At 44.1% G+C, this 13,437-nt stretch carries 9 protein-coding genes and 1 pseudogene; all 10 read left to right on the forward strand.

Annotated features, from left to right (window positions below):
* Positions 1-106: 106 nt before the first annotated feature.
* The 10 genes and pseudogenes from ACYQ3L_RS25455 (at position 107) to ACYQ3L_RS25500 (ending at position 13,427) form a co-directional block, all read left to right on the forward strand.
* Positions 107-2,137 carry a rhamnogalacturonan lyase gene (locus ACYQ3L_RS25455; RefSeq protein WP_379997723.1) on the forward strand — a complete coding sequence of 677 codons (2,031 nt, stop codon included), beginning with the start codon at positions 107-109 and terminating at the stop codon, positions 2,135-2,137.
* Positions 2,137-3,369: an oligogalacturonate lyase family protein gene (locus ACYQ3L_RS25460; RefSeq protein WP_379997725.1), complete on the forward strand. Its 1,233-nt coding sequence runs from the start codon at positions 2,137-2,139 to the stop codon at positions 3,367-3,369. Before ACYQ3L_RS25455 ends, ACYQ3L_RS25460 begins: the two co-directional genes overlap by 1 nt.
* Positions 3,370-3,453: 84 nt before the next feature.
* Positions 3,454-4,842: pseudogene (locus tag ACYQ3L_RS25465) on the forward strand (glycoside hydrolase family 88/105 protein); the annotation flags it as partial.
* Between the two features lie 57 nt (positions 4,843-4,899).
* On the forward strand, positions 4,900-5,595 hold the full coding sequence (locus ACYQ3L_RS25470; protein ID WP_379997743.1) for a rhamnogalacturonan acetylesterase: 696 nt from the start codon (positions 4,900-4,902) through the stop codon (positions 5,593-5,595).
* Positions 5,596-5,604: 9 nt separating this feature from the next.
* The gene (gene rhaM / locus ACYQ3L_RS25475) at positions 5,605-5,919 is read left to right on the forward strand and encodes an L-rhamnose mutarotase (protein WP_379997727.1); all 315 of its coding nucleotides are present in this window, start codon (positions 5,605-5,607) and stop codon (positions 5,917-5,919) included.
* 12 nt (positions 5,920-5,931) lie between these two features.
* Positions 5,932-7,200, forward strand: coding sequence for a rhamnogalacturonan acetylesterase (locus tag ACYQ3L_RS25480; protein ID WP_379997729.1), 1,269 nt, complete (start codon positions 5,932-5,934; stop codon positions 7,198-7,200).
* A 61-nt stretch (positions 7,201-7,261) separates the two neighbouring features.
* The gene (locus ACYQ3L_RS25485; protein ID WP_379997731.1) at positions 7,262-8,509 is read left to right on the forward strand and encodes a glycoside hydrolase family 88/105 protein; all 1,248 of its coding nucleotides are present in this window, start codon (positions 7,262-7,264) and stop codon (positions 8,507-8,509) included.
* Between the two features lie 508 nt (positions 8,510-9,017).
* Positions 9,018-11,114, forward strand: coding sequence for a DUF4450 domain-containing protein (locus tag ACYQ3L_RS25490; RefSeq protein ID WP_379997733.1), 2,097 nt, complete (start codon positions 9,018-9,020; stop codon positions 11,112-11,114).
* A 1-nt stretch (position 11,115) separates the two neighbouring features.
* Complete coding sequence (locus tag ACYQ3L_RS25495) at positions 11,116-11,940, forward strand: hypothetical protein (protein ID WP_379997735.1); 825 nt, start codon at positions 11,116-11,118, stop codon at positions 11,938-11,940.
* A 5-nt stretch (positions 11,941-11,945) separates the two neighbouring features.
* Positions 11,946-13,427: a rhamnogalacturonidase gene (locus ACYQ3L_RS25500; protein ID WP_379997737.1), complete on the forward strand. Its 1,482-nt coding sequence runs from the start codon at positions 11,946-11,948 to the stop codon at positions 13,425-13,427.
* The last annotated feature ends 10 nt before the right edge of the window (positions 13,428-13,437 follow it).

The raw sequence follows: 13,437 nt of genomic DNA on the forward strand, positions 1-13,437 counted from the left end.
AGGATCGAGATCCTTCGTTACACTCAGGATGACAAAGAGGGTAGCACATTGATCGTACTGTGCCCCTTTTGACACACCCTCATTTATAAAATAAAAATTCAGTAGTATGAAGTACAACCTATTACTTTCCCTATTATTACTTATTACCACACATATTATCTCCCAACCCAATTATGACTATTCTAGGCTCAAAAGGGAGAAGTTAGGGAGAGGACTCGTGGTAGTAAAGAAGAATAGCAATACAAATTCTATAAGCTGGCGTTATCTTTCATCGGATGCTTCAGACGCTTCTTTTAATATATACAGAAACGGGAAAAAGATAAATGCAGAGCCTGTTTCGGGAAAAACATACTTTGAGGACAAGATACAATCGGATGTTGCCCTTACTTACCAGTTGAAACAAATACTAAAAGGGAAGGAAGCTGACGGACAATCTTACACATTACCGGCTAATGCACCTGCTGGCTGCTTAAATATTCCATTGGACATACCTTCGTCGGGTGCGACCCCCGACGGACAAACATATACCTATGCACCCAATGATGCTTCGGTAGGAGATGTCGATGGCGACGGAGAATATGAAGTTATATTGAAATGGGACCCTTCAAATGCCCATGACAACTCACATAACGGTTATACCGGAAATGTATATATAGACTGCTACAAATTGAGCGGTGAAAAATTATGGCGTATAGACCTCGGACGGAATATCCGTGCAGGTGCGCATTATACACAATTTATGGTCTACGATCTGGACAATGACGGCAAAGCCGAGATTGTTATGAAAACAGCAGACGGGACTGTCGACGGAAAAGGAAATATCATAGGTAAGGCTGATGCCGACTACCGGAATAAATACGGGTTTATAATAGAAGGGCCTGAATATCTTACAGTCTTCAATGGACAGACCGGCGAAGCAATGTCTACAATCGATTATATTCCTCAGAGAGGTGATGTAAGCGTATGGGGCGATACCAGAGGCAATCGGGTAGACCGTTTCCTTGCTTGTGTCGCTTATCTCGACGGGGAGTACCCGAGTGTGGTTATGTGTCGTGGATATTATACACGCACAGTGCTCGCCGCCTTTGACTGGCGAAAGGGCAAGCTGACAAACCGCTGGGTGTTTGACTCCGATCAGCCCGGAAACGGGAAATATGCCGGACAAGGCAATCACAACCTCAGGGTAGGAGATGTGGACGGGGACGGATGCGATGAGATTATATATGGTTCGTGTGCAATAGACCATGATGGGAAAGGCCTGTATAGCACACAGATGGGGCATGGCGATGCGATGCATATGACTGTGTTCGATCCCCGCAGAAAAGGACTGCAGGTTTGGGATTGCCACGAAAACAGGCGCGATGGTTCCAGTTACCGTGATGCTGCAACGGGGGAAGTCCTTTTTCAGATAAAATCTTCAGAGGATGTAGGGCGCTGTATGGCTGCCGATATTGACCCTGAGCATACCGGAGTGGAGATGTGGTCGCATTTCAGCAACGGTATTTACAATGTGGACGGACAATGCATTAATCCTTCTATAAAGGATGTATCGGTAAATATGGCTTGCTGGTGGGATGGAGATCTGCTGAGAGAGTTGTTGGATAAAGTAAGTATTACAAAGTACGATTATAAAAACAAGATCTCTAAGGTCATTTTCTCTGCCGATGAATGCCTTTCCAACAATGGGACGAAAGCTACTCCGTGCCTGCAAGGCGATATTATCGGCGATTGGCGCGAAGAGGTGCTTTTCAGGACAAAAGACAATAAGAACCTGAGATTGTATGTATCTACACATGATACTGATTACAGGTTTCATACGTTTCTCGAAGACCCTGTTTACAGAATTAGTATCGCCACTCAGAATGTGGCTTATAACCAGCCTACTCAACCCGGGTTTTATTTCGGAGCCGATTTGGGCAAATGTTTTCCCGTAAAGGACATTGTTGTAGATAAAGATTATATAGAACTCAATGCAGGAATGGATTATGACACATATAGCTGGTCGGTAGGAGGAAACGAGAGAATAAGAAAAATAACAACAAAAGATATCCCTGTAGGTAAGAAAACAAAAGTTGAACTGACTGTGACTTATCGCGGATGCGAGTTTAAGGACTATGTTTATATAACATTTAATTGATGAATAGATATACTACAATCTTAATAGTACTCCTTTGCCTGTCACTTTTTACCCGGGCTTCGGATATCGGCAAGCGTTTTCCTTCTGAGAAATTTGTGATGGTAGATACCCGTACCGGATATACAATAACGGCACTTACAAACGGTACGTATAGCGATGCCAAATTGTATCCGACGCATCCGCAATGGACTTCGGATGGGAGGTATATCGTTTTCAGGTCTTCCGACCGTTCGGCAGATAAGCATTCACAGGCATTTGCCGTATCGGAGGCGACCGGGGAGATTATCCAGTTGACAGATGGTGAGGGTACAGGTACAGGCAGTCTGAATGTGGCGCGCCTTTCCAATAAATTATATTATTTCAGAACAGGGAATAATGTAAAAACACTGATAGAGTTAAATCTCGATTCATTACTTAATGATAGTTACAGAAATACGGTAAAGCAAAAAGAAGCCTACGAGCGTGCTATTGCAGTATTGCCTTCCCATCTGGCGGAGTCTGGTGGTTTTACACTCGATGCCGGTGAAACGAAAGCATATGTCGGTGTGCGGCTTATTGGTGCAAAAGTAGAAAAAGCAGAAGATGATAATGAGTTCCGTATAGCACAGGTACCTTCTGGTATAAGGGCTATTGACCTGAAAACAGGTGATATATCTACTGTCGTAGATGTACCTTTCACAATGGGACATGTACAAGCTAACCCCTTCCTTGCGGGCGAGATATTATATTGTCAGGAAACAGGGGGTGATGCTCCGCAGCGCATGTGGATTACAAAAGCGGATGGCTCGGGTAACCGTCCCCTGTTTGTAGAAGATGCTGACGATTGGGTAACACACGAAACATGGGTAGACAGGGATCATGTATATTTTAATGTGATGGGACATTTACCCCGTTTGCGGAAAAGACCGACAGGATTATTCCGCATTAATGTGAGAACTGATGAAGTTCAGCTGCTCGGACAACTCGATTACGGTTCAGGATTCTGGCATTGCGGAGGTACTTCGGATGGAAAGTGGGGAACATCGGATAATTTCGAAGGGGAAGTCTATCTTATAAACAGTATGACCGGAGAACGGAAGTTGTTGACTGCAAATCACCGGATGAAGCCGGATCATACACATCCGTCGTTCAGTCCGGATAATACCCGGATATTGATTCAGTCCGGTTATCTTACCGATGGGAAGAAGTTAAGTTTGATGATCGTAAATATAGATCAAGCGGTAAATAAGTAGGAATAGAACCATATTTCTATCTATTTGAATGATTTTACATACTCTCTATCTGTGGAAAAAGCTTTATTTGTAATAAAAAATCTCATGAAAAAGAACATATTTATATTGGGCGTATTATTATTTAATTGTTTCATTTTATTTGCTCAAAAGAAGCAGGAGAAAGTAAATGATTTCAATACGCCATTACATCTTTTAACTCCCGATTATAATACTCCATACAGGGAACTGACCGAAAAGGATATAAAAGCATCCTTGGACAGGGTCCTGAAATATCTGGATGAAGCTACTCCGGCACGGGTTGTAGATAAAGATAGCCATAAGGCAATTACCGACTTATCCAAAGTGGACAAAAATGCGATTCTGGAACGGGGTAATTTCCGCCTTGCGAGTTATGAATGGGGGGTAACCTATTCCGGAATGCTTGAAGTGGCGAAGGCTACCGGTGATAAGGCATATTATAAGTATGTGGACGACAGATTCAGATTATTGTCGGATGCCGCTCCTCATTTCAAAAGACTGATGAACGATTACGGGGTTATCGACCCGCAGATGAAACAGATGCTTACTCCTCATGCGCTCGATGACGCAGGCGCTATGTGTGCCGCGATGATAAAGCTGCAACCGGACAAACCTGACTATGAGCTGAGAAGCATTATAGACAACTATATGAACTACATCATGTATAAGGAATACCGCCTGAGCGACGGCACATTTGCCCGTAAGCGCCCGCAAATGAACACGCTCTGGCTCGACGACATGTATATGAGTATCCCTGCGATAGTACAAATGGGAAAACTGACAGGGGACGCCAAATATTATAATGAAGCGGTGAAGCAAATCAAACAATTCTCGGAACGTATGTTTGTGAAAGAAAAAGGATTGTATATGCATGGCTGGGTAGAGTCTATGGCAGACCATCCTGCGTTTTTCTGGGGACGTGCCAACGGATGGGCTGTGCTGACTATGACTGAAGTACTGGATGTATTACCCGAAAACCATCCTGAACGGCAACGCATACTGGAACAACTGCGTGCGCATATCAAAGGAATAGCTTCGTATCAGTCGGGAGAAGGATTCTGGCATCAGTTGCTGGACAGAAACGATTCGTATCCGGAGACTTCGGCTACAGCGATATATGTATATTGTATCGCCCGTGCCATAAACAAAGGCTGGATAGATCCTCTGGCTTACGGTCCGGTGGCGCAACTGGGCTGGAACGCGGTTTCTACCAAGATAAACAATGCCGGAGAGGTAGAAGGTACTTGTGTAGGTACAGGCATGGCATTTGATCCGGCATTCTATTACTACCGTCCGGTGAATGTATATGCGGCGCATGGTTACGGGCCTGTATTACTGGCAGGAGCGGAAATGATAAACCTGTTGAAAAAATTCTACCCGCGCATGAATGACAGTGCCATACAATATTATACTTCTCCGCAGACAACCAAGTCCCCTATATTCGGGATAGAGGACACTACACGTCCCGATGCGGTCGCCTCAGGCAGCTCACGGGTAAACGATAAAGCACCGGTGATATTCCTTATCGGCGACTCTACCGTAAAGAATGGCCGGGGGAAAGGTGATGGCGGTCAGTGGGGCTGGGGAAGCTTCTTTCAGCAATTTTTCGATACAACACGTATATCAGTAGAAAATCATGCATTAGGCGGACGCAGTAGCCGGACATTCTTTACCGAAGATCTCTGGAATAAGGTATTGCCGGGTATCCGCAAAGGCGATTATCTGTTTATACAGTTCGGACATAACGATGGCGGCCCTCTGAATACAGGGCGTGCGCGTGCTTCACTCAATGGTACGGGGGATGAGTCTCAGGTGGTAATAATGGAACGTAACGGAGGCCCCGAAGAAGTGTTCACTTTTGGTCACTATCTGCGTATCTATATCCGTCAGGCGAAAGCGGTCGGAGCCATACCGGTTGTGCTGTCTCCTACACCCGGCAACAGATGGACAAACGGAAAAATGAACCGTATGACCGAAACATATACCAAATGGGCAAAAGAAGTGGCCCGGCAGGAAGGCGTGGAATTTATCGACCTCAATGATCGCACGGCTGATAAATGCGATGCCATGGGTGAAGAAAAAGGAAAGCAACTGTTCGTTGACAGTGTGCATACAACATACGACGGGGCTATCATAAACGGGCAGTCGGTAATAGAAGGCTTACAAAGTCTGAATGGTTTTTCTTTGAACCAGTATATATTGAAATAATAACATATCATGAAAAGACAAGCTTTTAAAATGTATTTGAAACCGGGGTTCGAAGCAGAGTATGAGAAAAGACACAACGCTATCTGGCCGGAACTGAAGCAATTACTCAAAGATACGGGTGTATCCGATTATACGATTTTCTGGGATAAGGAAACGAATCTATTGTTTGGTTATCAGGTTATTGATGGTGATAGTTCCTCTCAGGACTTAGGCGGTAATCCGATTGTGCAGAAATGGTGGGCTTATATGGCTGATATTATGGATACGAATCCGGATAACTCGCCCGTATCCATTCCGTTGCAGGAAGTTTTTCATATGGATTAAACAGTATATCAAATGAGAAAAACCTGTTACATCTTTCTGCTTCTTTTAAGTTCGATGACTGTCCTCGGACAGCAGACGGCTTATAGATTCAACTTTACGGATAAGCCTGTAAAAGGTTATACATCTGTGCCGTCGAATACTATCTATGGTGAAAACCCGGTATACGGTTATGATTTGAATACAAATCCGATAGACGGGAATCCATTTTTCTTTTCCGTAGATGTACCCGAAGGCAATTATAAAGTAACGGTTGTATTAGGCAGCAATAAAGGTGAAAGCAACACAACCGTGAAAGCCGAGTCGCGCAGGCTGATGCTTGCCAATATCAAAACCTCAAAGGGTAAATATTCGGCTCATACTTTTGCCGTGAATATTCGTAATACAAAAATCGGAGATACGGATTCGGTGCGGATAAAGAAGCGTGAAACAGGAAAACTTATTTGGGACGATAAACTTACGTTGGAGTTTAACGGGAAGAATCCGGCAGTAGCAAAGATAGAAATAGAAAAGGCTGATAATATTCCGACCATATTCCTTGCAGGAAATTCTACGGTGGTGGATGAAGCCGAAGAGCCGTGGTGCGGTTGGGGGCAGATTTTCCCGGGATTCTTTACCTCTGATATTGCGATAGCCAATTATGCAGAATCGGGTGAAGCGGCCAATACATTCGTTGCCTCAAAAAGATTTGCCAAACTCCTTTCTAAAATGAGAAAAGGCGATTACCTGTTCATCGAGTTCGGGCATAACGACCAGAAACAGAAAGGAGAGGGGAAAGGCCCCTATACAAGTTATAAAAGCGATTTGAAATATCTTGCTAGTAAAACCCGCGAAAAAGGAGCGATTCCCGTATTGGTAACATCTATGCACCGCCGCTTCTTTGATGATAACGGGAAAGTGAAAAATACGCATGGCGATTATCCCGACGCTGTAAGGCAATTGGCAAAAGAAGAAAATATTACACTCATCGACCTCAATAATATGAGTGCGACATTATATGAAGCTTGGGGTGTGGAAGGTTCAAAACGAGCTTTTGTCTATTATCCCGCAGGTACTTTCCCGAATCAGAAAGAACCGCTGGCTGATAATACACATTTCAATCCTTATGGAGGAACCGAAATAGCCAGGTGCATACTAAAAGGCATGATCGATAATAACCTGCCTGTAAAAAAATACATCAGAAAAGATGTCAGGCCTTTCGATCCGGCTCATCCCGATGACCCTGATAAATTCGATATTCCGGCCACTCCATTCTCCTCGATGGTAAAACCGGACGGTAACTGATATGGAATAGAATAAAATTGACAGATACATAAAATCTTGAAATAAAAACTTTTATAATTATATGAAACGAACTGCATCAATCATTCTCGGAGTATTCTCTTTATTATCAATCCCGGTATTCGGACAACAACGTACCGATGAAGAATGTATAAGGGCTGTCGCCGACAATATATTGAAACAACCTGTGACACAGTTTGTAGGAGTCACCACCGGAGTTACATACAACAGTACAAAGGAGATACCAAAAGGTGAAGACGTCAGGTTTAAAAGTCCGCTTACAGAGTGGCATTATTCCAATGGAGTGCTGGATATGAGTATGATGCATCTGGGTGAATACCTCAATGAGCCGAAATATACGGACTATGCGAAAAATCATGTCGCTTTTGGCTTTGCCAATTACGGGTATTTCAAAAATACATTCCGTAATGACCGGAAACATTGGCACTGGCCTTTCGGACAATTATGGAATACAAAGGAACTGGATGATTGCGGGGCAATGGGCGCGGCGGTGATTGATGTATATATGCTGGATAAGAGAGCGGAATATAAGACATATATAGAAACGGCAGCCGATCATATAATGAATGGGCAGGTACGCTTATCGGACGGTACGCTTTGCCGGACATTTCCCCGTGAGATGACGGTCTGGGCCGACGACGTTTATATGAGTGTCTCCTTTTTGTCGCAAATGGCAAAGATGACAGGGGAAGCGAAATACTATGATGAGGCAGCACGCCAGATTATCAATATTGCCGGTTACCTGTGGTGCCCCGAAAAGCAACTGTTTTACCATTGCTATTATACTGATATGAAACGCAATGGTGTGGCATTCTGGGGACGGGCGAACGGTTGGATAACTGTCTCCTTAGTGATGCTTCTGGATGTAATGCCGGAGACTCACCCGAGGCGTGGGGAACTTATAGCCCTGCTTGAAAAACAGATTGTCGGTGCATCCCGGTACCAGAATGCAAATGGCATGTGGAATCAGTTGCTGGATAAGCCTGAATCGTATGACGAGTCATCTGTTACAGCCATGTATATTTATGGCATTGCTAAGGCTGTGAACAATAAATGGATAGATCCGGCTTATACCGCTATAGCCCAGATTGCATGGAAGGCCTTGAAAGAAAAGCAGATAACAGCAGACGGGCATTTCAGGAATGTATGTGTCGGTACGGGAATCACCGACGATTTGCCTTTCTATTACAACCGTCCGGTAGGCGAGAACGAAAAGCATGGGCTGGGGCTTATCATCGATACGGGTATAGAAATGATGAAACTGGCAAAGTCTCAGAGCCGGAAGAAATAATGTGATCGGAAAGTAACAATTTTATCTATACAGTGTTGTCAAAGTGTTGATAATGAGTGAAATGTTACAGGTTTTAAAATATGTAATATGTGTTACCTTTGTTACCTTTTAACAGTTACAAGTTACGAATTACGAGTAAACACCTCGCTCGGGCAGACGTCCCGTCTGTGTATTGCATAGCAAACATTTTTGCCCTGTCAACAAGACACGGACTGGAAGTCCGCGCCAGCAGGGTACAAGTTACGGAAAAGGCAGCCTGTTTATTTTGTTTCACGCAAAGACCAAAGGCGCAAAGGTTTTTTACATCCTACGAGTTGTTGACTGTTAACTGTTCACTGTAAAAGTTGTTACATGTGTTACCTTTTTAGCGCTGCTCCTTTTGGGAAGCCACAAAGAGAATACAGCTGTATTAAAAGTTCCCCCTATGGGGGCTAGGGGGCTAATAAATATAATTATGATAAATAGTATTCGTTTTTTCATTTTAATAATCTGTTTATATGTGACTTGCATGACTTATGCGAGCCGTATCCCCGAATTGAACTGGGTAGGGAAAACGGGTGCGAGAAATTTACCGAAAAATAACAGGTCGTATAATGTAACCGACTATGGTGCGGTGGGCGATGGTATTGCAATGAATACAAAAGCTATTCAGAAGGCCATCGACGAATGTGCCGGAAATGGTGGCGGAACTGTTACCTTTTCTCCGGGAAAATATCTTACAGGCTCTGTTTATCTGAAAGAAGGAGTTCATTTTATTATTCCTAAGCGTACCACTCTACTCGGCAGTACCGATCTGAAAGATTATCCCGAGATGAATACACGGGTTGCGGGGATAGAGATGCAGTGGCCATCGGCGTTAATAAATATTCTGGGACAAAAAAACGTGATGGTGAGCGGAGAAGGTGTGGTACATGCACAAGGTAAAGTATTTTGGGCTTCCTACTGGGCGATGCGCAAGGATTACGAAGCTAAGGGGTTAAGGTGGATTGTGGATTACGATTGTAAACGCCCGCGTACACTTTTGGTTTCCGAATCGTCGGATGTAACGGTAAAGGGACTTACTTTTCGTCAGGCGGGATTCTGGACTATACAGATTCTCTATTCGTCTTATTGCACTGTAGACGGGGTTATTATCCAAAACAACGTGGGAGGGCATGGGCCGAGTACGGATGGGGTGGATATAGATTCATCATCCTATATATTAGTAGAAAACTGCGATATAGATTGTAATGATGATAATTTTTGTCTCAAATCGGGGCGTGATGCCGATGGTCTACGGGTAAACCGTCCTACCGAATATATCGTGATACGCAATTGTATATCGCGTGCAGGTGGCGGCTTGCTGACATGCGGCAGTGAGACTTCGGGCGGTATCCGTCATGTGCTTGCCGAAGGGTTGAAAGCGAAGGGAACAACGGTAGGTATCCGCCTTAAATCAGCGATGAACAGGGGTGGCACTACTGAACATATCTATATAAAGAATGTAGAAATGGATAATGTGAGAACGGTGTTTGAAGCGACAATGAACTGGAACCCATCATATAGCTATTCATCCCTGCCCAAAGAATATACGGACAAAGAAATACCTGAACATTGGGCGAAAATGCTTGAAGAAGTGGAACCGGACAAAGGGATGCCCTACTTCAATAATATATATCTATCCGGTTTTAAGGTACGGAATTCGAAAACGTTTATGAGTGTGGAAGGGAGTGAAACTTCTCTGATGAAGAATTTCAACTTCAGTGATATAGATGCCAATGTAGACAGGATAGGCGATGTCAGATATGCAAGAGACTGGAAATTTGACAATATAAATATAAAAGCGAAGAACCGGGAGCCTGTTATAATCAAAAATAGTGAAAATGTTCATTTCCCGTCAGGTGTTGTGGCTATAGAAACGGATTTTCCTTATACCCTGAATGGAGTAAATAAAGAGGCGAAAATAAAAGGCGCCGCACATCCCGAATTTTCCTTCCTTTTACCCGAAATGGCCGGAAATTTAAAGTTCGGGATTGTACAAGGACAGAGCAGTAAATGGCTGGGAGATTTTAAAGTAAAAAATGTAAAGCAGTCCGGCAGGCAATTGACATACAGGCTTTCCGATCCGGTATTGAAAGGAGGAGAAATTACTGTAAATGCGGTCGCGTTGAGTTCTTCGGACGGAGTTATCATAGAGGTCTCCGCTGTAAAAATACCGGATGATATTTCCCTGTTCTGGTCGTACGGAGGAGCTTATGGAGAGGTATTGGAAAAGACAGGTAATGGTAGTTTAAGGCCGGTTTACTGTAAGTATAATGTGTTCAGTGTGGAGTGGACAGCCTTTACTTTGTATTACGGGCAGAGTATGAAACTGAAAACGATCAATGCTGTCATGCCGGTTTCTTCCGAAATCCGTTTGTCGGATGCCTATATGCAACAGTCTCCACTCTCTTTCTTCGAATCGGGGAAAAAGACGGATGCTCCGGCTTTAGCGGCTGTTTTGCCTCTGAAAAGCGGACAGAAAGAGTACTTCTGTATATACCGGCAAAACGAAAAGGCTGATTATAACCATTATATGTTACCTGCACTCTTCCGGAAAGAGACGGCCGGTATAATTAGTGAATGATATGAAAAAGAGTATTGCTGTATTTATACTCTTCATACAATATATGTCTATCAGTCCTCTATGGGGGCAGACCGATACGGTGTTCAGTGTATTTTGTTTCCCGTCAGACAGAATTCCACGGATAGACGGAAACACAGATGACTGGGATATTGTGCCCGATAGCTATACTATAGGCATGGAATCTATGACCGAGGACGAAGGGAAGCACAGCCGCCCTGATGAGACGAATCTGGACATAAAAGTGAAAGTAGGATGGGTGAAAGGCCTGAACAGGCTATACTTCCTTTACGAAGCTTATGACGATTACTGGTCTTTTGCGCGTGACGATCTTATGGTCGATATATTCGAAGTTGTAATAGACGGCGACCGGTCGGGTGGCCCCTTTATAGATAAGTTTTATCCGTTCCGGGATGTAAGTAAGGAAGATGCCTGGCTGTTGTTTCACGGGCGGCATGCTCAGAATTATCATATATACACCCCGGCCAAAAATGGGGATTGGTGCATGTATTGGGGCCCGCAGCAGTGGCTCAGGGAGAAGCCTTATTCCGGTTATGCATACAACTATAATTTCAAAGAGGGCGAAAGTGGTAAGCTTATACTTGAGTTTTATATAACTCCGTTCGATTATGCTTCACCCAAAGGAGCGGATCATTCGGTCGCTTCCGAATTGTGGGAGGATAAACTGATCGGCCTTTGCTGGGCTGTTATCGATTATGATAATAGTCAGGGAAAAGAGAAAGATGGATTCTGGAATCTGTCGAGACATCATACAATGTACGGGAATGCTTCCGAATTGCGGACATTCCGTTTAATGCCGTTAGAATGAATGTTATGAAATATGTATTTTTTATATTGTTGATTTTCAGTTGTTTGAATTTGAATGCATCCGTTTTTTATAATGTAAAAGATTACGGGGCAAAGGGTGATGGCATACAAATAGATTCGCCGGCTATAAACCGGGCTATTGAAGATGCCGCAAGGAACGGGGGAGGAACAATATTCTTTCCTGCAGGTACATACCTGAGTTATTCTGTTCGTCTGCAAAGTAATATAACGCTTTATCTGGATGCCGGGTCTGTATTATTGGCCGCTTATCCCGGAGAAGCATCAGGATATGATCTCGCAGAGGATAATGAACATAACCGCTTTCAGGATTTCGGCCATAGTCATTGGAAGAATAGCCTGATATGGGGGATAGAACTCGGGAACATAACAGTTTGCGGTCAGGGTATGATAGACGGACGCGGGCTTACCCGCGAAGAAAGCCGGCTGCCCGGAGTGGGGAATAAGGCGTTGAGCTTGAAACTATGCCGCAATGTAATCCTTAAAGACGTGACGATGGTCAACTGCGGACATTTTGCGCTATTGGCTACAGGCGTGGATAATATGACCATCCACAATGTAAAAGTGGATACAAACAGGGATGGCTTCGATATAGATTGCTGCCGCAATGTCCGTATATCGGATTGTTCGGTAAATTCACCGTGGGATGATGCTATCGTACTGAAAAGCAGCTATGGCTTAGGATTTTTCCGGGATACGGAGAATATAACCATAACTAATTGCTATGTAAGCGGATACGACAAGGGTTCGCTAATAGACGGTACATTCCGGCGGGATGAGCCACAAGCCCCGGATCAGGGGTATGTAACCGGACGCATAAAGCTGGGCACGGAGTCGAGCGGGGGATTCAGGAATATCAGCATATCCAATTGTGTATTCGAACGTTGCCGTGGTCTTGCCCTCGAAACGGTGGACGGAGGCTTTCTGGAGGATATCGTTATCAGCAATATTACAATGCGGGATATAGTGAACGCTCCTATCTTTCTTCGTCTGGGCTCGCGAATGAGAAGTCCGAAAGGTACTCCTATGGGGCGCATGTCGAGGATAACGATCAGTAATGTCAATGTCTATAATGCCGATTCACGCTATGCTTCTATTATTAGCGGTGTGCCTGATTATCATATCGAAGATGTGACTCTGTCGGATATCCGCATATTATATAAGGGTGGCGGCACGGCGGAGGATGCGAAGCTTACTCCTCCCGAAAATGAGAGCTTATATCCGGAGCCGTGGATGTTCGGAACCATACCTGCGTCGGGCTTCTTTATCCGTCATGCACGTAATATAGAACTCAATAATGTGCAGGTCGATTTTATGACGCCGGATTACCGTCCTTCCATTTGGATGAAAGATGTGGATGGTTGCCGTTTGATTAACTACCGGGCTAAAGTAGCCAAAGGTGTAGAGCCGTATGTATTATCGGATGTAAAGGGATTCAAGACCGAATTGAGTGAGATATCAGAGTTTTAAAAGCCATTTA

Source organism: Dysgonomonas termitidis (genome assembly GCF_054657735.1).

What these genes read in the sequence shown, in the direction of transcription:
- ACYQ3L_RS25490 (WP_379997733.1), top strand. Translation starts at nt 9,018, where the DNA reads ATGACTTATGCGAGCCGTATCCCCGAATTGAACTGGGTAGGGAAAACG.
- ACYQ3L_RS25495 (WP_379997735.1), top strand. Translation starts at nt 11,116, where the DNA reads ATGAAAAAGAGTATTGCTGTATTTATACTCTTCATACAATATATGTCT.
- ACYQ3L_RS25500 (WP_379997737.1), top strand. Translation starts at nt 11,946, where the DNA reads ATGAAATATGTATTTTTTATATTGTTGATTTTCAGTTGTTTGAATTTG.
- ACYQ3L_RS25455 (WP_379997723.1), top strand. Translation starts at nt 107, where the DNA reads ATGAAGTACAACCTATTACTTTCCCTATTATTACTTATTACCACACAT.
- rhaM (WP_379997727.1), top strand. Translation starts at nt 5,605, where the DNA reads ATGAAAAGACAAGCTTTTAAAATGTATTTGAAACCGGGGTTCGAAGCA.
- ACYQ3L_RS25480 (WP_379997729.1), top strand. Translation starts at nt 5,932, where the DNA reads ATGAGAAAAACCTGTTACATCTTTCTGCTTCTTTTAAGTTCGATGACT.
- ACYQ3L_RS25485 (WP_379997731.1), top strand. Translation starts at nt 7,262, where the DNA reads ATGAAACGAACTGCATCAATCATTCTCGGAGTATTCTCTTTATTATCA.
- ACYQ3L_RS25460 (WP_379997725.1), top strand. Translation starts at nt 2,137, where the DNA reads ATGAATAGATATACTACAATCTTAATAGTACTCCTTTGCCTGTCACTT.